Below are 20,327 nucleotides of genomic sequence, written 5' to 3'. Positions count from 1 at the left end.
CCTCAGCGGGTCGCCGCGCGCTGGAGGGCGCTGGCGAGGAGCGCCAGGTCCGTCGGGCCGTTGCCGAGTTCGCGGACCGGGCGGCGGGCGGGCGGGGCGCCGAGCTGGAGCGGGTCTATCGCGACGACCGTCGGGCGCAGGGTCGCGGTGCGCGGGATGCGTCCACTGATCCGGGCGGCCTGGAAGGCGCAGACGCCGCCGTCCGGCAGCCGCAGGTAGCCGCGGCCCGGCGTGTCCTCGGGGAGGGCGGCGGCGTCGCCCAGGTGGATCAGCAGGTCGGAGTCGGCCGGGTCCTCGGTGCGCAGCGCGATCCGGAGCAGGGCGGCCTCGTCCACCTCGGTGCCGGCGCTCTCCTCGGGCCGGCCGGTGGTGACCGCGAGGTGGACGCCGAGCGGGCCGCCGCGGCGGGCGACGGCGGCGAGCGCGCGGGCCAGCGGGCGGCCGGCCGGGGAGGTGGGGGAGAGCAGCGCGTCGTAGTCGTCGACCACGACGACCAGCCGGGCGGGGACCGGGGAGCCCGGGGCGGCGGGCCGGGGGCCGTCGGCGCCGCGCGGCCCGATGATCCGGGGCGCGGGGGTCGCGGCGGCTCCGACGGCGGCGGGCACCGGTACCTGCGGGGCGTCCGCACCTGTGCCGAGGCCCTGCCGACCGGCCGGTCCCTGTCGGCCGTCGAGGCTGTGCTGGCCGTCCAGGCTGTGCTGGCCGTCAAGAATGCGGGCGGCGTGCCAGGAGGCGAAGTCGAGGCCGTCGAACAGCCGCTCCCGCAGCGCGAGTTCGTCCTCCAGCGCCTCCGCGGCGAGCAGCGCCTGGCGCGGGTCGGAGGCGGCGTTGACCCGCCCGGTGACGTGCGGGAGCTCGGTGCAGCCGTCCAGCCCGTCCTCGGTGGCCCGGCCCTCGACGATGGTGACGGCCAGCCGCTCGGGCCGCTCGGAGACGGCGAGCGAGGCGACCAGCGTGCGCAGCAGCTCCGTCTTGCCGGAGCCGCGCGCGCCGCCGATCAGCAGGTGCGGGCCGCCCGGGTCGGGGGAGGGGAGGGCCAGTTCGGGATCGGCGAGGTCGAGCGTGCAGAGCTCGTCGCGGGTGGTGCCGAGCAGCGCGGTGGCGGCGCCGATGCCGCCGGCGTGGGCGTCCCAGCGGGCGGAGAGCTTGGCGGGGGTGACGGTGTCGAGCTGCAGCAGGTCGAGCAGCCGCAGGGCGTCCGGCAGGGGGCCGCGGGCGGCCGGGGCGGCCTCGCGCAGCGGGGCGAGCACCCGGGCCAGCCGCTCGGCCCAGGCGTCGGAGACGGCGTCCAGCGAGACCTCGTGCAGGGTCTCGCGGCCGCGGGCGACCGGGCGGTCGAGCGAGAGGTGGGTGCCGACCTCGCCGGTGATCAGGGCGGTGGCGCCGACGCCGCGGGGGAGCAGTTCGGGCTGCTCGGCGAGGCAGATCGGGAAGATGCCGACCGCCGGGCCCTGGCGCAGCAGCAGGTCCAGCGCCTGCCGGGCGGTCTCGGTGGCCGGGCGGCCGTCGACCACGACGACGGTGGCGGAGTGGCCGCCGAGGCCGACCGGGCCGCTGAGCCGGGCGGTGAGCTCGGTGAGCCGGGCGGTGGCCTGCTCGTCGTCGAGGCCGAGCAGCAGGCGGCAGTCCTGGCCCTCGACGGGGCGCAGGTGGGGCAGCCAGAGGGCCCAGGCCCAGGTGTCGACGCGCTCCTGCGGGGTGCGGGCGTGGTCGGAGTCGACGACGACGAGGCTCAGGCCGCTCGGCGGGTGCAGGGCGGCGAGCTGGGCGACGACGGCGCGGGTGAGCGCGTCCAGTCGCTCGCGCGGGCCGCTGAGGCCGAGGCTGCCGGCGGTCTGCAGGTCGAGGGTGACCGGGACGGCGGGCAGTGTCGTGCCGGGGGTGGTGCCGGGGCCGCCGGGGCGGTCGGCGGTGCCCAGGCGCAGGGTGAGCGCGTCGGGGTGGCCGGGGCCGCGCTCCCAGAGCCGGGGGCCGGGGCCGACGGCGTTGAGCAGGAGGGTGGCGAGGTCGGGCCAGCGTTCGCGCTGGGCGGCGGCCTGGCGGATCCGGACGGCGGCGTGGTGGCGCTCGGCGCTCTCCTGTCCGGGCGGTTCGGCGGTGCGGCCGAGCCGCAGCGAGAGCAGTCCGCGGCCGCGGCCCGCCGCGGGCTCGGGGGCGGCGGGCGGTTCGGCGACGGGCGGCGCGGGCCGGACGGGGCCGGGGGCGGCGAGCTGGAGGTGGCCGTGGCCGTCCGGGACGGCGGCGCGGGCGGGCTCGCCGGGTTCGGGGGCCGCGAGCTGGAGGGTGGACTCGCCGATCCGCAGCAGGGCTCCGGGGTCGAGCGGGACGGCCTCCTCCAGCGGGCCGGGCGGGACGATCCGGCTGTCCAGGGTGGTGCCGTTGGTGGAGCCGAGGTCGCGGACGGTGACCCGGCCGTCCTCGGCGAGGTGCAGGGACAGGTGCAGCCGGGAGACGTCCGGGTCGTCGAGCGGGACGTCGGCCTCGCCGGAGCGGCCGACCCGGATCTCCCGGCCGTGCAGGCGGTGCACGCCGCCGGCGTCGGGCCCGCCGACCACGCGCAGTTCGGCGGCGGCCGTCGCGTCGTCGGGGTCGTCGGCGGTCGGGTCCGGCTCGTTGAGGCTGAGGACGGCGCCGTCGAGCAGCGGAGGATGGCCGAGCAGGGTGTGTTCGTCCACCCGGTGCGCCCCGGCGTAGAGGTGCACGTGGGTGGCGGCCCGGGGCCCGCGCACGCCCACGGCGCCCGCGAGCGCGCCCGCGAGGGCGCCGAGCGCGGTGCCCACGGGCGCGGTGACCAGTACGTCCACGTAGGGGATGGCGGTGCCGGCGGCGGTCGGGCCGCTGCGCGGTCGGAGGACGGTCAGCCGGATCTGCATCTCGCCCGCGGGTCCCTTCTGCTGATGTGAAGCCTGGTACCGCTGCCTCGCGGCTCGGGCGGCCGCTGGGCCACAAAGGTGGCGAGTGTCCATCCTGCCATCCGTCACGGACGGTCCGCGCACGGTACCGGATTTGACGATCTTGCGATGATCGCCATGTTGGAGGTGGCGGAGGGTCAGGTCAACCGGTGCTCCGGCGGTGCCCGTGACCCTTCCCTAGGGGATGTCCCCCAACCCGTCCCCGAGACCGGTCGGACGGCCTGCCGGTCGCCTCCGAAACCCGAACGGTCACCGTTAGAGTGGCCGCAGACAGGGGCCCGGCAGGCTCACCGCACCGGCGGAGGAGCGCCCCGCGCGGGCGGCACGGCGAGGAGTGCGACAGGTGCGGCCAGTCGGCAGCAAGTATGTGCTTGAGGAGACCCTCGGACGGGGGGCCACCGGCACCGTCTGGCGCGGGCGGGTGCGCCCGGCCGCCGACGTGCCGGGCGGCGAGCCCGGGCAGGCCGTGGCGATCAAGGTGCTGCGCGAGGAACTGGCCGCGGACCCGGACGTCGTGATGCGCTTCCTGCGCGAGCGCTCCCTGCTGCTGCGGCTCACCCACCCCAACATCGTCCGGGTGTGCGACCTGGTCGTCGAGGGCGAGCTGCTGGCCCTCGTGATGGACCTCGTCGAGGGCCCCGACCTGGCCCGCTACCTGCGCTCCAACGGCCCGTTCAGCCCGATCGCCGGCGCCCTGCTGATGGCCCAGGTCGCGGACGCGCTCGCGGCCAGCCACGCCGACGGCATCGTCCACCGCGACCTCAAGCCGGCGAACGTCCTGCTCGCCTCCGTCCTGGTGGACGGCACCGAGCAGATGCACCCGATGCTGACCGACTTCGGCATCGCCCGCCTCGCCGACTCCCCGGGCATCACCCGCACCCACGAGTTCGTCGGCACGCCCGCCTACGTCGCCCCGGAGTCCGCCGAGGGCCGCGCCCAGACCTCCGCCGTGGACGTCTACGGCGCCGGGATCATGCTGTACGAGCTGGTCACCGGCCGCCAGCCGTTCCAGGGCGACGGCGCGCTCGCGGTCCTCCAGGCGCACCTCGCCCAGGAGCCGCAGCGGCCCAGCACGATGCCCGAGCCGCTGTGGACGGTGATCGAGCGCTGCCTGCGCAAGGACCCGGCGCAGCGGCCGTCCGCGACCTCGCTGGCGCGGGCGCTGCGCGTGGTGGCGGCGGGCGTCGGCGTGCACGCCTCCCCGGCGGCCGTGGACGCGGCGATCGCGGTCGGCGCGCTGCTGCAGCCGGACCCGCAGCCCGCCTCGGTGCCGGGCACGGCCACGGGTGCGCCGTTCGCGCCGGCGAGCGAGGACCGCACCCAGGTGCTGCCCGCCGGCGGCCCCGGCGCCCCGCAGTTCGACCCGGCCGCGGCGACCCGGGTGATGGGCACCCAGCCGCCGCCCGCGCCCCCGTACGGCAGCGCGGACCGCACGCAGGTGATGCCGCCCACCGCGGTGCCGACGCCCCCGCCGGGCCCGCCGCAGGAGGAGGCGCCGCACCCGTGGCAGACGCAGCTGCGCGCCGCGCGGGACCGCAACCAGCAGACGCAGGTCGGCTACTTCGGCCCGGAAGACTTCGAGGAGCCGCAGGTCGCCCCGCAGCCCTACCAGGCGGGCCAGGGGGGTCAGGGCGGATACCCGGGCCAGGGCGGTCACCCCGGGGCGTACCAGCCCCAGCAGCCCGGCGGCCCCCGGCCCGACCAGCGCCGCCAGGGCCCGCCGCCGCCCGGGTACGCCCAGCGCCCGCCGGTCGCCCCGCCGCCCTACCGGGCGAACCAGGCGAACCAGGGGGGACAGGCGGGCCAGGGCGGCCGTCCGCAGCCGCCCGGCGGCTACCGGCAGGCCCCGGAGGGCTACGGCCGGTCGCAGGCCGGCTACCCGCCGCCGCCCCCGCCCGCCCCGGTGCGCCGGGCCGAGCCGCCCGCGCCGCAGCACCGGGAGCCCCCGCAACGCCGCGAGGAGCCGCCGGCCCGCCGGGAGGCGCCGCCGGCGCCGTCGCGCCGCGAGCCGGCCCCGCCGCGCGAGCGGCGCCCGCGCAGCCGCAACCGGATGTACATCCCGGGGCTCGGCTGCCTCAAGGGCTGCCTGATGGTGCTGCTGGTGCTGGCGGTCGCCGCCGTGGCGCTGTGGAACTTCACGCCGCTGCCGCACTACTGGGACAACGTCCAGGGCTGGTACCACACGGCCTACGACTGGGTGACCAACGTCTTCGACAGCGCGAGGAACTGACGCCCCGCCGGGTCCGGCCGCCCCCCGGCGGCCGCCCGGACGGCGGGATTGACGCTTTGTCGACAATTTCGAAGATTTCTCGCCCGCGAGTGCCGCCCCGGGGCCCTCAGGCGGCCCGCGAGGGGGGTCGGGGCGCGTAGGTTGGTCGGTGTTGTCCCGCCCCACCGAGCGCACCGGACCTTCCGGCGCGCTCCCGCGCCGCCCACGGAGCAGCATTGGCACGCAAGATCGGCAGCCGGTACACCGTCCACCAGGTGATCGGCCGGGGTTCGGCCGGGACGGTCTGGCTCGGCGAGGGGCCGGACGGCCCGGTGGCGGTCAAGCTGCTGCGCGAGGACCTGGCCGCCGACCAGGTGCTGGTCGGCCGCTTCGTGCAGGAGCGCGCCGCGCTGACCAGCCTCGACCACCCCCGGGTGGTCGGCGTGCGCGACATGGTCGTGGACGGCAGCGACCTCGCCCTCGTCATGGAGCTCGTCCAGGGCACCGACCTGCGCTCCCGGCTCGAACGCGACGGTGCCCTGCCCCCGCAGACCGCCGCCTCGGTCATCGCCGACGTCGCCGACGGCCTGGCCGCCGCGCACGCGGCCGGCATCGTCCACCGCGACGTCAAACCCGAGAACGTCCTGCTCGACCTCGCCGCCGCCCCCGGCCCCGGCGGAGCCCCGCGCGCCAAGCTCACCGACTTCGGCGTGGCCCGCCTGGTGGACGCCCCGCGCCGCACGCGGGCCACCCGGATCATCGGCACCCCCGACTACCTCGCCCCCGAGATCATCGAGGGCCTGGAGCCGCGCGCCGCCGTCGACATCTACGCCCTCGCCACCGTGCTCTACGAGCTGCTGGCCGGCTTCACCCCCTTCGGCGGCGGCCACACCGGCGCCGTGCTGCGCCGCCACGTCACCGAGCAGGTGCCGCCGATCCCCGGCCTGCCGGACGGGCTGTGGCGGATCATCTCCGAGTGCCTGGCCAAGGCCCCCGCCTCCCGGTTGCGCGCCGCCGAGCTGGCCGCCAGGCTGCGCGAGCAGCTGCCCGCGCTGGCGGGCCTGCCGGTGCTCGCCGTCCCCTCGCAGGGCCGCGCCCCGGCGGAGGAGGCGATCACCCCCGGCGAGGCCGTCTACGCCGAGGTGGACGCCGCCCCCGGCGCCCACAAGCGCCGCCGCGGCCCGGCCGTCCCGCTGGTGCCCGGCGTCGCCCCGGACTCCACCCGGGACACCCACACCAGCCTGCGCCGTCCGTCCGCGGACGAGCTGGCCGCCTACGCCGCCGAGTCCCGCGCCCAGCGCACCGCCCCCGGCGCGGGCCACCGCCGCGACCGCCAGGCCCTGCTGCGCCGCCGCCGGCTGCTCGCCGTCGTGCTGGCCACCGTCCTGCTGCTGGCGGGCGCCGCCGCGGCCTGGACGGCCTTCGCGGCCACCGCCCCGGACCGCGGCCACCCGGCCCGTCCGGCCGTCCACAGCACCGCCCCGCGGGCCCCCTAGAACCGCTCCCGGGCGGCCGGGGGACCCCGGTGTCGTCATGACCACCCCCGGAACCATTACGCTGGGGGCGTGGCAGCCGTCGATCCTTCCGAAGAGCTCAAGAACCTCGAATCGACCATGGGGTCGATCGAGGCCGTCCTCGACCTGGACAAGATCCGGGCCGACATCGCGGTCCTGGAGGAGGAGGCAGCCGCCCCCACCCTGTGGGACGACGTCGCGAACGCGCAGAAGGTGACCAGCCGGCTCTCCTTCCTCCAGGGCGAGCTGCGCCGGGTCGAGGGCCTGCGCAGCCGCATCGACGACCTGGGCGTGCTGTTCGAGCTGGCCGAGGCCGAGGACGACGCGGACACCCGCACCGAGGCCGAGACCGAGCTCAAGTCGCTCCAGAAGGCTGTCGAGGAGCTGGAGGTCCGCACCCTCCTGTCCGGCGAGTACGACGCCCGTGAGGCGCTGATCAACATCCGGGCCGAGGCCGGTGGCGTCGACGCCGCCGACTTCGCCGAGCAGCTCATGCGCATGTACCTGCGCTGGGCCGAGCGGCACGGGTACCCGACCGAGGTGTACGACACCTCGTACGCCGAAGAGGCCGGGATCAAGTCCGCGACCTTCACCGTGAAGGCGCCGTACGCCTACGGCACGCTCTCGGTCGAGCAGGGCACGCACCGCCTGGTCCGCATCTCGCCGTTCGACAACCAGGGCCGTCGCCAGACCTCCTTCGCCGGCGTCGAGGTGCTCCCGGTCGTCGAGCAGTCCGACCACGTCGACATCGACGAGTCCGAGCTGCGCATCGACGTCTACCGCGCCTCCGGCCCCGGCGGCCAGGGCGTCAACACCACCGACTCGGCGGTGCGCATCACGCACATCCCGACCGGTGTCGTGGTCTCCTGCCAGAACGAGCGCTCGCAGATCCAGAACAAGGCCTCCGCGATGAACGTCCTCCAGGCGAAGCTGCTGGAGCGGCGCCGCCAGGAGGAGCGCGCGGCGATGGACGCGCTCAAGGACAGCGGCAGCTCCTGGGGCAACCAGATGCGCTCCTACGTCCTGCACCCGTACCAGATGGTCAAGGACGTCCGGACGGCGTTCGAGGCCGGCAACCCGCAGGCCGTCCTGGACGGCGACATCGACGGCTTCATCGAGGCCGGGATCCGCTGGCGCAAGCAGCGGGAGACCGCGAACGAGGCGTGAGGAGCTCGGCCTCGATGAGAATCAAGCACAGCATCGAGGCCGGGATCCGCTGGCGCAAGCAGCGCGAGACCGCGAACGAGGCGTGAGGAGCTCGGCCTCGATGAGAATCAAGCACAGCATCGAGGCCGGTATCCGCCGGCGCAAGCAGCGCGAGACCAGCGCCGAGTAATCGGGCGACGACGCAGGAGGGCCCCCGACCGGGATCGGTCGGGGGCCCTTCGCGTTCGTCGCGTCCCGTCGTGCCTCAGGCCAGCGCCTGCCGGGCGATCAGCGCCACCGCGAGCAGTCCGGCCAGCAGGGCCAGCAGCACCGCGGGGGAGAGCGCGGCGAACGGACCCTGCTGCTCCTGCAGCCGGGCCCGGTTGGCGCGGCAGACCGGGCAACGGCCCTCGCTCACGCGTCCGTTGCAGTTGGCGCACACCAGATGGTCGCAGGTCATGCGATCTCCTCCTCGCTGCTAGAACCAACGCACCGGACGGGGCTTTGGTTCCTTCGCGTGCCCTGTGCGGGGGAGCGGCCGGGCACGGTCGCTCACTCCACTCTGCCAGGTTCCGACCGTTCCGGCTCCCGGGCTGTGAGATGCCTCGCAATTTTCGGGGCATAAGGGGACATTGTCCCCCAGTCTCCGGTAACCGTCCGCTCCGGGCCCTGCGGGCCGACGGTGGATTCGCGTATGGTCCCAAGCCGGGAGCGGCCCTTTCCGTTCCCTTCGCCCGCCCCCGGACCGGGCCCACAGGGGTGGACCGACCGAGGACTGGCGCCGCCTAGGATGGCCTCCGTGATGCAGCCGTGATCAGATTCGACAACGTCTCCAAGACCTATCCCAAGCAGAACCGTCCCGCCCTGGACAACGTCTCGCTGGAGATCGAGAAGGGTGAGTTCGTCTTCCTGGTCGGCTCGTCCGGCTCGGGGAAGTCCACCTTCCTGCGCCTGTGCCTGCGCGAGGAGCGCCCCTCCACGGGTGAGGTGCACGTCCTCGGCAAGGACCTGGGCAAGCTGTCCAACTGGAAGGTGCCGCACATGCGCCGCCAGCTGGGCACCGTCTTCCAGGACTTCCGCCTGCTGCCCAACAAGACCGTCGCGCAGAACGTCGCCTTCGCCCTCGAAGTGATCGGCAAGCCCAAGAGCGCCATCAACAAGGTGGTGCCCGAGGTGCTGGAGCTGGTCGGCCTCGGCGGCAAGGAGGACCGCATGCCCGGCGAGCTCTCCGGCGGTGAGCAGCAGCGCGTCGCGATCGCCCGCGCGTTCGTGAACCGGCCGATGCTGCTGATCGCGGACGAGCCCACCGGCAACCTCGACCCGCAGAACTCGGTCGGCATCATGAAGCTGCTCGACCGCATCAACCGCACCGGCACCACGGTGCTGATGGCGACCCACGACCAGGCCATCGTCGACCAGATGCGCAAGCGCGTCATCGAGCTCGACAAGGGCCTGCTGGTCCGCGACCAGGCCCGCGGCGTCTACGGATACCAGCACTGACCCACCCCCGCTGAACCGTAGGGCCGCCGGCCCGAGCCGTCCGACCCAGCAGTACCGACCCTGGAGTTGTTACACGCATGCGCGCCCAGTTCGTCCTGTCGGAGATCGGTGTGGGTCTCCGCCGCAACCTGACCATGACCATCGCGGTCGTCGTCAGCGTCGCGCTCTCCCTCGCCCTCGCCGGTTCCTCGCTCCTGGTCCGCGACCAGGTGAACTCCATGAAGGGGTACTGGTACGACAAGGTCGAGGTGAGCATCTACTTCTGCACCAAGTCCGACGCCCGGAACTCCCCGCAGTGCGGGCAGGGCGCGGCCACCGACCAGCAGGTGCAGGACGTCAAGGCCCAGCTGGACAAGATGGACTCGGTGGTCCAGTCGTCGACCTTCGAGAGCTCCGCCGAGGCGTACAAGCACTGGAAGGAGATGAACCCGGACAACCCGCTCATCTCCGTCCTCGGCCCGGACGCCATGCCGCAGTCCTGGCGGGTGAAGCTCAACGACCCGACGAAGTACGACGTCATCCAGAGCGCCTTCGCCGGGAAGCCCGGCGTCAAGTCGGTGGAGGACCAGCGGAAGATCCTGGAGAACCTCTTCGGCCTGCTGAACGGTCTGCAGACGGCGGCCTTCGTCATCATGGTGCTGATGCTGTTCGTCGCGCTGCTGCTGATCGTCAACACCGTCCGGGTGTCGGCGTACAGCAGGCGGCGTGAGACCGGCATCATGCGCCTGGTCGGCGCCTCCAACTTCTACGTCCAGATGCCGTTCATCGCCGAGGCCGCGTTCTCCGCGCTGCTCGGGGCCGTGATGGCCTCCGGACTGCTGCTCGGCGGGCACTTCTTCGTCCAGAACTGGCTGGCCGACCGGGTGCAGTTCATCCACTTCATCGGGCTGAGCTCGGTGCTGGCGGTGATCCCGCTGCTGGTCGTGGTGGGCATGGCGATGGCCGGTGTCGCGGCGTTCTTCACGCTGCGCAAGTACCTCAAGGTCTGATCCTCCGGGCCCCGGGCGGCCCCGGACGGCACTGCGCCGTCCGGGGCCGCCGTCGTTCCGCGCTCGGCCGTTCCGGCCCGCGGCGCCGCGCGCGGTGTCTACACTCCGATGCCATGCTGGAAACTCCGCGCAGGGCACGTCAGGTGGCCACCCTCAGCCTGGTGTTCGGCGCCGTGCTGCTGGCCGGGGCCGCCACCGGCGCCTGGGGGGACCCGAGCGAAGCGCCGCGCCGCCCGTCCGCGGACGCCGTCCGGCCCGCGTCCGTCGTCCCCGGTGTCACCGCGGACCCGGCCGGCACCGCACTCTCGGAGCAGCAGGCCGAGCACCTGCTCGGCGCCAGCGGCGACCGCTGGGGGGCGTACTACAGCGCGCAGGAGTACGCGGAGTTCAGCCAGGGCCTGGACGGCCGCTACCTCGGGGTGGGCCTGTCGGTGGGCCGTGGCGAGGACGGCGTCACCGAGGTGTCCCAGGTCGCCCTGGGCGGTCCGGCCGCCGCGGCCGGGATCGCCCCCGGGGACCGGCTGCTGAGGATCGACGCCGACCAGGCCGACCGGCTGCCGGTCACCGAGGTCGTCGCCCGGCTGCGCGGCCGCGACGGCGAGCGCAGGGCCGGCTCCGAGGTCACCGTCGACGTCCGGCGCGGCGACGGCGAGGTGCGCGAACTGCGCTTGCGCCGGGCCCTCCTGGACAGCCAGCAGGTCACCGCGGAGCACCTGGACAAGGGCGTGCTGCGGATCGTCGTGCGGGCCTTCACCACCGGCGTGGCCGACCAGGTGCGCGCCGCGCTGCGCGCCCCGCACGGCGGCGTGGTGCTCGATCTGCGCGGAAACTCCGGCGGGTTGGTCGACGAGGCCGTCGCCACCGCCGGGGCCTTCCTGGACGGCGGCGCGGTCGGCTCGTACCAGGAGCGCGGCGACACCAGGGAGTTGACCGCCCCGGCCGGCGGTGACCAGCGCACCCCGCTCGTGGTGCTCGTGGACGGCGGCACGATGAGCGCCGCCGAACTGCTCGCCGGCGCGCTCCAGGACCGCAGCCGCGCGGTCGTGGTGGGCTCGCGGACCTTCGGCAAGGGCACCGTCCAGCAGCCGAGCCGGCTCGCCGACGGCGCCGTGCTGGAGATGACCGTCGGCCGCTACCACACCCCGGCCGGCCGCTCCCTCGACGGCACCGGCCTCACCCCCGACGTCCCCGCGTCCGGCTCCGAGGACGCCGACGCCCTGGCCCTGCGCGTCCTGGCCGGGCTCGGCACCCGGGCCTAAAGGGGCTGCCCCGCCGGGCCCGAAGTGCGAGAATGACGGCGCTATGGCAAAGGAAACCGGACACAAGCTGATCGCGCAGAACAAGAAGGCGCGACACGAGTACTCGATCCTCGACACCTACGAGTGCGGCCTCGTGCTCACCGGGACCGAGGTGAAGGCACTGCGCGAGGGGAGGGCCAACCTGGTCGACGGCTACGCCTACATCCAGAACCACGAGGCCTGGATCGACAACGTCTTCATCCCCGAGTACACCCAGGGGACGTGGACCAACCACGCCGCGCGCCGCAAGCGCAAGCTGCTGCTGCACAGGATGGAGATCCACAAGATCGAGACCAAGGTGCGCGACGCGGGCCACACCCTCATCCCGCTCTCGCTGTACTTCAAGGACGGCCGGGTGAAGCTCGAACTGGCGCTCGCGGTCGGCAAGAAGCTGTACGACAAGCGCCAGACGCTGCGCGAGAAGCAGGACACCCGCGAGACGGCACGCGCCGTGGCGGCCGCCCGACGGCGCCAGGGTTAATCCGCTGGACCCTCGCCCGTCGCCTCGCGTACTATGGCGCCAGCAACACGGACGGTCACAGTCCGAGCTGTTTCTCAAAAAAACATGGGGATGATCGGTTTCGACAGGGGATGTTGAAACAGGGGAAGCGAGCCGAGGAACGCGGCAATGATCTCGTTAACCACGTGTCGCAAAAAAATAATCGCCAACTCTAAGCGCGATTCCCAGCAGTTCGCTCTCGCTGCCTAATAAGCACCGATAGCGCTTGGGTGTCAGACCGGGGAGTTCCCGACCCGGACCCTGGCATAATCTAGGGAACTCAACCGTCCGCCCGGGCTGCGAGGGTGGATGGGAAATCAAACAGCAGCTGGGCCTGTTGGCGGCTCGTCCGTGTGACCGCCAGGGCCGAGAAAAGCACAGCGGACTGCGCTCGGAGAAGCCCTGAATTAACTCCACTGGACCCGGGTTCGATTCCCGGCATCTCCACCACCCCATGTTCACAAGTGAAGGCCGTCCCCCGCAATGCGGGGGACGGCCTTCACGTTTCCCCCGACCGAGGCGTAGGATCATCCGTCCGCTCGTTTTCCGGAGCCGGATTCCGTCGCAACCACCGAGGCCATGCAGAGCAACACGGACACCACCCCCGCCACCGACCACGAGACCGTGCGCGAGCGCGAGATCGCCGGTGAGCAGCAGCACCTCGACACCGTCTACCACCGGCTCGAGGAGAAGCTCGCCGAGGCCGAGTACATCCTGGAGGACGCCGCCAAGCGGGTCCAGGTCGGCACGCCCGGCGCGCTCGCCGAGCGCGACGCCCAGGTCTACCGGGCCGGTGCGCACCTCCAGCGGCTCAACAACGAGTTCGAGGACTTCCTGTTCGGCCGGATCGACCTCCAGCGGGCCGACGCCCCGGAGGAGCACGGCATCCCCTCCGACACGCCGCTCGACCCGGCCGACCCCGCGGTGGCCGAGACCCTGCACATCGGCCGGCTCGGCGTCCTGGACGCCGAGTACGGCCCGCTGGTGATCGACTGGCGGGCGCCCGCCGCCGCGCCGTTCTACCGCGCCACCCCGGTCGAGCCGGGCCGGGTGATCCGCCGCCGGGTGATCCGCTCCAAGGGCCGCAAGGTGATCGGCGTCGAGGACGACCTGCTGCGCCCCGACCTCACCCCCACCCTGGGCGGCGAGGAGCTGGCGGTCGTCGGCGACGGCGCGCTGATGGCCTCGCTCGGCCGCGCCCGCAGCCACTCGATGCGCGACATCGTCTCGTCCATCCAGAAGGAGCAGGACGAGGTCATCCGCGCGGCCGCCGGCGGTGCCACGCTCGTCACCGGCGGCCCGGGCACCGGTAAGACCGCCGTCGCCCTGCACCGCGCCGCGTACCTGCTCTACCAGGACCGCCGCCGCTACGCCGGGGGCATCCTGGTCGTCTCGCCGACCCCGCTGCTGGTCTCCTACACCGAGGGCGTGCTGCCCTCGCTCGGCGAGGAGGGCCAGGTCGCGATCCGCGCGGTCGGCTCGCTGGTGGACGGCATCGAGGCGGGCACCTACGACAGCCCCGAGGCCGCCCGGGTCAAGGGCTCGGGCCGCATGGTGCAGCTGCTGCGCCGGGCCGCCCGCGCGGCGCTGGAGCTGGGCGCGCCGCAGGAGCTCAAGGTGGTCGCCCGCGGCGAGGTGCTGAAGCTCGACGCCGGCCGGCTGAAGGCCGTCCGCGGCAACGTGGTGGGCTCGGGCGGCACGCCGCTTAACCTGCTGCGCCCGCGCGCCCGCCGGCTGCTGCTGGACGCCCTGTGGCAGGAGGCCACCCGGCACCTGCCGAAGCCCACCGACCACTACGCCCGCGAGCAGCGCCAGGAGGAGAAGGAGTCCTTCGACGAGTACGTCTCGGACGAGGCGTCGTTCCTGGACTTCCTGGACGCCTGGTGGCCGGCGCTGTCCCCGCGCAAGGTGCTCGGCACGCTCAAGCACGCGCGCCACACCAACCGGATCGCCCGCCGCGCCGTCACCCCGGACGAGGCGAGGCTGCTGGCGGGCTCCTGGCGGCACCTGTCGGCGGCCGGCGAGGGCGCGCTGTCGGCGCACGACGTCGCGCTGGTGGACGAGCTCCAGGTGCTGCTCGGCGAGCCGGCCCGGCGGAAGGTCCGCGAGGTGGACGCGGTGGACCTGCTGACCGGCCTGGAGGAGGTCACCACCTTCGCCGACCGCAGCGCCCGCCAGCGCGACCGCCAGCCGGTGGAGCGCACGGAGTACGCGCACGTGATCGTGGACGAGGCGCAGGACCTCACCCCGATGCAGTGGCGGTTGATCGGCCGCCGGGCCCGGATGGCGACCTGGACGATCGTCGGGGACCCGGCCCAGTCCTCCTGGCCGTTCCCGCAGGAGGCGCAGGCCGCGCTGGACGAGGTGCTCGCGGGCAAGCAGCGCCGCCGGTTCACGCTGACCGTCAACTACCGCAACCCGGCCGAGATCGCCGAGGTGGCGGCCAAGGTGCTGGCGCTCGCCGCGCCGGGCACGCCGTCGCCGCGCGCGGTGCGCCACGTCGGGGTGGAGCCGCGCTTCGCGGCCGTCACCGACCCGTCGCCGGAGGCCTTCGGCGCGGCGGCCAAGGCCGAGCTGGAGCGCCTGCTGTCCGAGGTGGACGGCACCGTCGCGATCGTGGTGCCGATGGACCGCCGGGCCGAGGCGGCCGGCTGGGCCGAGGGCCTGGGCGAGCGCGTGGTGGCGCTGGGCAGCCTGGAGGCGAAGGGCCTGGAGTACGACGCGACGGTGGTGGCCGACCCGACCGGGATCGCCGGCGAGTCCGAGGCGGGCCTGCGGGTGCTCTACGTGGCGCTCACCCGCGCGACCCAGCGGCTGACCGTGCTGTCCGGTCCGGACGACCTGCCGGACTCGGCCGGCGTGCCCGCGCTGCTGCACGGCTGACGGCGGGTCCGCGGCCACGAAGAAGGCCCCTCACCGGATGGTGAGGGGCCTTCAGACGTTTACGACACCGACCCGCCATGCTCGCCTCGCGGCAAGTGGTCCCTCTGAGGGACGAAGGTTGGGCCCGGGGGCTTGGATCGAGCCGGTGTCCCGTCCAATGTAACGCATCGGCCCGGAGAGGCAAGAAGTCGCGGGCCCTGTTGTCGCCCGCCCGCCGTCGGCCCGCCGCCCGTCCGGGGGCCCGCTTGTGGGGTCCGCACACTCAATGAACGTTATTTCTGGCTACGCCCTGGTAGGTGCGACGATCGAGGTCTAGCATGCGCAGGTGATGCCTTCAACAAAATGTTGAACCTGCCGATGGACGGAAGAAGGAAGCGTCGATGGCGACGGTGCCAAGTGTCTCCAACTCGATCACGGTGCGGCTCGAAGTCCCGGCCCAGAGCAACGCGGTCAGCGCGATCACCACGGCGGTCGAGTCCTCCGGCGGATCGGTCACCGGCCTCGACGTCACCGCCTCCGGCCTGGAGGCGCTGCGGATCGACGTGACGGTGGCCGCCTCCTCGGTGGCCCACGGCGAGGAGATCGTCGAGAAGCTGCGGGCGATCGACGGCGTGTCGATCGGCAAGGTGTCGGACCGCACGTTCCTGATGCACCTCGGTGGCAAGATCGAGATGTCGTCCAAGCTGCCGATCCGCAACCGTGACGACCTCTCCATGATCTACACCCCGGGCGTGGCCCGCGTGTGCATGGCGATCGCCGAGAACCCCGAGGACGCCCGCCGCCTCACCATCAAGCGCAACAGCGTCGCCGTCGTCACCGACGGCTCGGCGGTGCTGGGCCTGGGCAACATCGGCCCGGCGGCCGCGCTGCCGGTCATGGAGGGCAAGGCGGCCCTGTTCAAGCGCTTCGCCGGCATCGACGCCTGGCCGCTCTGCCTGGACACCCAGGACACCGACGAGATCGTGGCCATCGTCAAGGCGATCGCCCCGGGCTTCGCCGGCATCAACCTGGAGGACATCTCCGCGCCGCGCTGCTTCGAGATCGAGGCCCGGCTGCGCGAGGCCCTGGACATCCCGGTCTTCCACGACGACCAGCACGGCACGGCGATCGTGGTGCTCGCCGCCCTCACCAACGCGCTGAAGGTGGTCGGCAAGGACATCGCCGACATCCGCGTGGTGATGTCGGGCGCCGGCGCCGCCGGCACCGCGATCCTCAAGCTGCTGCTGGCCGCCGGCGTCGAGCACGCCACCGTCGCCGACGTGCGCGGCGTGGTCCACCAGGGCCGTGACGACCTCAACGACAGCCTGCGCTGGATCGCCGAGCACACCAACCGCTCGGGCCGCACCGGCAGCCTCAAGGAGGCCGTGGCGGGCGCGGACGTCTTCATCGGCGTGTCGGCCCCGAACGTCCTGGACGGCGACGACCTGGCCACCATGGCCGAGAACGCGATCGTCTTCGCGCTGGCCAACCCGGACCCGGAGGTCGACCCGGCGATCGCCCGTCAGACCGCCGCCGTGGTGGCCACCGGCCGCAGCGACTTCCCGAACCAGATCAACAACGTGCTGGTCTTCCCGGGCGTCTTCCGCGGCCTGCTGGACGCCCAGAGCCGCACCGTGAACACCGAGATGATGATCGCCGCCGCCCGGGCGCTGGCCACCACCGTCGGCGACGACGAGCTGAACGCGAACTACATCATCCCGAGCGTCTTCCACAAGGACGTCGCCAAGACGGTGGCCTCCGCGGTGCGCGAGGCGGCCCTGGCGGGGGCTCAGGGCGAGCCCGTTCCGGCCCGTCCCACCCCGGGCATCGTCGGCACCCTCGACACGGCTTCCTTCCCCACCGTCAAGCTCTGACGGGGGAGCCCGCGGCGGTGCCGCGGATCGGTCAAATGACCGAATAGCGCCCGTACTCGCCCAAGTCCGCCCCGAACCCTTGCGACACAAGGGCGAGGGGCGTGTTTGGGCTTGTCGTGCCTAGGGCGTACGGTAGCCCTGCACGGGGCAGGCGTGTCCGACAAGTACGGAACGTCCCCCTGGTCTTCCGGCGTGTCGTCCCGACCGCCGCCCGCTCCCGGTCCGCCGGAGCCGACGGAGCGTCACACCTCCGACGGGAGGGCGATGTTCGGGTGGCTCGGCCGGGGCCCGATTGGCTTTCTCGGGGCCGGTCGGGGCAGGATTCGTATCCAGGCAGGCGGGCGGGCCTTCGAAGGCTCCGGCGCGCGGCATCGGGTGCGGACCCGGCCTGCGACCACGCATTGCCTGCACGAGCACTGTGTGCGGACCTGCGGCCCATCCGGGTGCCCCCCGGTGGGAGCACCGATGGGCCCCCGCACACCGCAAGCGAACAGACCACAGGAGTACACATGAACCGCAGTGAGCTGGTGGCCGCGCTGTCCGAGCGCGCCGAGGTGACCCGCAAGGACGCCGACGCCGTTCTGGCCGCCTTCGCCGAGATCGTCGGCGAGGTCGTCGCCAAGGGCGACGAGAAGGTCACCATCCCCGGTTTCCTGACCTTCGAGCGCACCCACCGCGCTGCCCGCACCGCGCGCAACCCGCAGACCGGCGAGCCGATCCAGATCGCCGCGGGCTACAGCGCCAAGGTGAGCGCCGGCTCCAAGCTGAAGGAAGCCGCCAAGGGCGCTGCCTGAGCCACCCCTTGAACGCCCGAGAGGCCGGGCTCCCCGCGGGGAGCCCGGCCTCTCGCCGTCGGCGGACGCCGCCGGTCAGGCGTCGACCAGCTGCTCGCTGGGCAGCTCGACGTGGGCGCCGAGGTCGCGCAGCTTGTCCATGAAGTTCTCGTAGCCGCGGTTGATCAGGTCGATGCCGTGGACGGTCGAGGTGCCCTCGGCCGCGAGCGCCGCGATCAGGTACGAGAAGCCGCCGCGCAGGTCCGGGATGACCAGCTCCGCACCCATGAGCTTGGACGGGCCGGAGACGACCGCGGAGTGCAGGAAGTTGCGGGCGCCGAAGCGGCACGGGGTGGCGCCGAGGCACTCGCGGTAGAGCTGGATGTGGGCGCCCATCTGGTTGAGCGCGCCGGTGAAGCCCAGGCGCGACTCGTACACCGTCTCGTGGACGATGGACAGGCCGGTGGCCTGGGTCAGCGCGACCACCAGGGGCTGCTGCCAGTCGGTCTGGAAGCCCGGGTGGACGTCCGTCTCCAGGGCGATCGCCTTGAGCTCGCCGCCCGGGTGCCAGAAGCGGATGCCCTCGTCGTCCACCTCGAAGGCGCCGCCGACCTTCCGGAAGGTGTTGAGGAAGGTCATCATCTCCAGCTGGCGGGCGCCGCGGACGTAGATGTCGCCCTTCGTGGCGAGCGCCGCGCAGGCCCAGGAGGCGGCCTCCAGGCGGTCCGGCAGGGCGCGGTGGGTGTAGCCGCCCAGCTCGTCCACACCGGTGATCAGGATGGTGCGGTCGGTGCCCAGGGTGATGATCGCGCCCATCTTCTGCAGCACGCAGATCAGGTCGACGATCTCCGGCTCGATGGCCGCGTTGCGCAGCTCGGTGACGCCCTCGGCGAGGACGGCCGTGAGCAGCACCTGCTCGGTCGCGCCGACCGACGGGTAGGGCAGCTCGATCTTGGTGCCGCGCAGCCGCTGCGCGGCGACCAGGTAGGTGCCCTGCGGGTGCTTCTCGATGGTGGCGCCGAACTGGCGCAGCACCTCGAAGTGGAAGTCGACCGGGCGGCCGCCGATGTCGCAGCCGCCGAGGCCGGGGATGAAGGCGTGGCCGAGGCGGTGCAGCAGCGGGCCGCAGAACAGGATCGGGATCCGTGAGGAGCCGGCGTGCGCGTCGATGTCGGCGACGTTCGCGCTCTCGACGTGCGACGGGTCGAGGATCAGCTCGCCGTCCTCGTCACCGGTGCGCACGGTCACGCCGTGCAGCTGGAGCAGGCCGCGGACCACCTTGACGTCGCGGATGTCCGGGACGTTGCGCAGTCTGCTGGGGCCCTGGCCGAGGAGGGCGGCGACCATGGCCTTGGGGACCAGGTTCTTCGCACCGCGGACGCGGATCTCGCCTTCGAGCGGGTTTCCGCCGTGGACCAGCAGGACGTCGTCGGTCATCGTTCTCGCAATCCGGGGTGCCAGAGAAATGGGGAAGGGCTCCTGCGAGCCGGTGGTGGAACGTTCGTACGGGCGCGTTCGGGCCCCCGGCGAAACCGAGTCGGCACCGTGTAAAGGCGTCCACCATCCGTAGATGGTAGTGGGCGTCCCGATGGTTCCCGTGAGCCTCTCCCGTGATGGTGCTCTCTTCCGGGGTTCCGGCGCCCGCCGATGCGCCCGTACGGGTGTTCGTCCGGCGTGGCGGGGTTTCGTGTGTTGCGGTGTCCGCGCCCGCCCGTTCTGCGGGATCATGTGTGGCATGACGGCGGCCCATTCGCACGGAGGCCGGTCCCACACCGGCCGTCTGCTCGTCGCGACGCCCGTGCTCACCGATCCGAACTTCGCCCGGGCGGTGGTGCTCCTCCTCGACCACGACGCCGAGGGGGCGCTCGGCGTCGTGCTCAACCGGCCGACGCCCGTCGAGGTGGGCAGCGTGCTGGACGGCTGGGGAAGGCTGGTCGGGCAGCCGGCCGTGGTGTTCCAGGGCGGGCCGGTGGCGCTGGACTCGGCGCTCGGGCTGGCGGTGGCCCCGGGGGAGCCGGGCACCGGCGAGCCGCTCGGCTGGCGGCGGGTGCACGGCGCGATCGGGCTGGTGGACCTGGAGGCGCCGCCCGAGGTGCTGGCCGGCGAACTGGGCGCGCTGCGGATCTTCGCCGGGTACGCGGGCTGGTCGCCCGGCCAGCTGGAGGCGGAGATCGAGAGCGGCGCGTGGTACCTGGTGGACTGCGAGCCGGGGGACATCTCCAGCCCCGAGCCGGAGCGGCTGTGGCGCTCGGTGCTGCGCCGCCAGCGCGGCCCGCTGGCACTGCTGGCGACCTACCCGGACGACCCGACGCTGAACTGACGGCGGGGGCCGTCGGTGCGACACTGGCCCGGTTTCCCGGGGCGCCCATAGACTTGGCACCTATGAGCACTCTTGAGCCCGAGCGCGGCCTCGGCACCGGCACCCTGGTCGAGCCCGTCCCGCAGGTGTCCAACGGGGACGGCGACCACGAGCGCTTCGCGCACTACGTCCAGAAGGACAAGATCATGGAGAGCGCGCTCTCCGGGTCCCCCGTGGTGGCGCTCTGCGGCAAGGTGTGGGTGCCCGGCCGCGACCCGAAGAAGTACCCGGTCTGCCCGATGTGCAAGGAGATCTACGACGGCATCGGCAAGCCGCAGGGCGGGGACGACGACAAGTAGTCCCGCGGGGCCGCCGCACCGCGCCGTTTTGCATCGTGCGGCGTTTGCGCAGTGGTCTATGCCAATCGTTCCGGGCGCGGGCAGGATGTCGGA

15 protein-coding genes and 1 other RNA gene are annotated in these 20,327 nt (G+C 73.3%); 13 read left to right on the top strand and 3 right to left on the bottom strand.

The features are described 5' to 3' along the window. Positions 1-2: 2 nt before the first annotated feature. Positions 3-2,873, bottom strand: coding sequence for an FtsK/SpoIIIE domain-containing protein (locus ACFVSN_RS33390; RefSeq protein ID WP_387957301.1), 2,871 nt, complete (start codon positions 2,871-2,873; stop codon positions 3-5). A gap of 382 nt (positions 2,874-3,255) precedes the next feature. On the opposite strand from ACFVSN_RS33390, the gene ACFVSN_RS33385 reads away from it, so the two are divergent. From ACFVSN_RS33385 to prfB, 3 genes are all read left to right on the top strand, one after another. Next, the gene (locus ACFVSN_RS33385; RefSeq protein WP_387957300.1) at positions 3,256-5,142 is read left to right on the top strand and encodes a protein kinase; all 1,887 of its coding nucleotides are present in this window, start codon (positions 3,256-3,258) and stop codon (positions 5,140-5,142) included. A 215-nt stretch (positions 5,143-5,357) separates the two neighbouring features. Beyond that, the gene (locus tag ACFVSN_RS33380; RefSeq protein ID WP_380435425.1) at positions 5,358-6,617 is read left to right on the top strand and encodes a serine/threonine-protein kinase; all 1,260 of its coding nucleotides are present in this window, start codon (positions 5,358-5,360) and stop codon (positions 6,615-6,617) included. A gap of 69 nt (positions 6,618-6,686) precedes the next feature. Further along, a complete protein-coding gene (gene prfB, locus ACFVSN_RS33375) occupies positions 6,687-7,802 on the top strand; it encodes a peptide chain release factor 2 (RefSeq protein ID WP_380435424.1) in 1,116 nt (371 codons plus the stop codon). A 244-nt stretch (positions 7,803-8,046) separates the two neighbouring features. Here prfB and ACFVSN_RS33370 read toward each other — a convergent pair whose 3' ends face one another. Next, positions 8,047-8,241, bottom strand: coding sequence for a hypothetical protein (locus ACFVSN_RS33370; RefSeq protein ID WP_359960365.1), 195 nt, complete (start codon positions 8,239-8,241; stop codon positions 8,047-8,049). A gap of 350 nt (positions 8,242-8,591) precedes the next feature. Here ACFVSN_RS33370 and ftsE point away from each other — a divergent pair, with 350 nt between their 5' ends. From ftsE to ACFVSN_RS33330, 8 genes are all read left to right on the top strand, one after another. Next, a complete protein-coding gene (gene ftsE, locus ACFVSN_RS33365; protein WP_063349173.1) occupies positions 8,592-9,281 on the top strand; it encodes a cell division ATP-binding protein FtsE in 690 nt (229 codons plus the stop codon). A 77-nt stretch (positions 9,282-9,358) separates the two neighbouring features. Further along, the gene (gene ftsX / locus ACFVSN_RS33360; RefSeq protein WP_329929190.1) at positions 9,359-10,270 is read left to right on the top strand and encodes a permease-like cell division protein FtsX; all 912 of its coding nucleotides are present in this window, start codon (positions 9,359-9,361) and stop codon (positions 10,268-10,270) included. Between the two features lie 113 nt (positions 10,271-10,383). After that, positions 10,384-11,529 carry a S41 family peptidase gene (locus tag ACFVSN_RS33355; protein ID WP_387957298.1) on the top strand — a complete coding sequence of 382 codons (1,146 nt, stop codon included), beginning with the start codon at positions 10,384-10,386 and terminating at the stop codon, positions 11,527-11,529. 43 nt (positions 11,530-11,572) lie between these two features. Continuing rightward, positions 11,573-12,049: an SsrA-binding protein SmpB gene (gene smpB / locus ACFVSN_RS33350; protein WP_387957296.1), complete on the top strand. Its 477-nt coding sequence runs from the start codon at positions 11,573-11,575 to the stop codon at positions 12,047-12,049. An 86-nt stretch (positions 12,050-12,135) separates the two neighbouring features. Beyond that, positions 12,136-12,517, top strand: a transfer-messenger RNA (tmRNA) gene (ssrA, locus tag ACFVSN_RS33345). 129 nt (positions 12,518-12,646) lie between these two features. Continuing rightward, complete coding sequence (locus ACFVSN_RS33340; protein WP_380491202.1) at positions 12,647-14,950, top strand: HelD family protein; 2,304 nt, start codon at positions 12,647-12,649, stop codon at positions 14,948-14,950. Between the two features lie 380 nt (positions 14,951-15,330). Beyond that, positions 15,331-16,803 (top strand): NAD-dependent malic enzyme, encoded by a 1,473-nt coding sequence (locus ACFVSN_RS33335; protein WP_380491204.1) that lies wholly within the window; start codon positions 15,331-15,333, stop codon positions 16,801-16,803. A gap of 509 nt (positions 16,804-17,312) precedes the next feature. Next, positions 17,313-17,597 (top strand): HU family DNA-binding protein, encoded by a 285-nt coding sequence (locus tag ACFVSN_RS33330; protein ID WP_030242980.1) that lies wholly within the window; start codon positions 17,313-17,315, stop codon positions 17,595-17,597. A 75-nt stretch (positions 17,598-17,672) separates the two neighbouring features. Here ACFVSN_RS33330 and murA read toward each other — a convergent pair whose 3' ends face one another. After that, on the bottom strand, positions 17,673-19,013 hold the full coding sequence (gene murA / locus ACFVSN_RS33325; RefSeq protein WP_380435420.1) for a UDP-N-acetylglucosamine 1-carboxyvinyltransferase: 1,341 nt from the start codon (positions 19,011-19,013) through the stop codon (positions 17,673-17,675). A 289-nt stretch (positions 19,014-19,302) separates the two neighbouring features. Between murA and ACFVSN_RS33320 the strand changes: the two genes are divergently transcribed. Together ACFVSN_RS33320 and ACFVSN_RS33315 are read left to right on the top strand one after the other, a co-directional pair. Beyond that, positions 19,303-19,896, top strand: a complete 594-nt coding sequence (locus ACFVSN_RS33320) for a YqgE/AlgH family protein (protein ID WP_380491206.1) — start codon at positions 19,303-19,305, stop codon at positions 19,894-19,896. A gap of 62 nt (positions 19,897-19,958) precedes the next feature. After that, a complete protein-coding gene (locus ACFVSN_RS33315; protein ID WP_329929182.1) occupies positions 19,959-20,234 on the top strand; it encodes a DUF3039 domain-containing protein in 276 nt (91 codons plus the stop codon). The last annotated feature ends 93 nt before the right edge of the window (positions 20,235-20,327 follow it).

Source organism: Kitasatospora sp. NPDC057904, from assembly GCF_042887925.1.
Classification (GTDB): domain Bacteria; phylum Actinomycetota; class Actinomycetes; order Streptomycetales; family Streptomycetaceae; genus Kitasatospora.
This window is presented reverse-complemented; position numbering and strand designations above follow the sequence as displayed.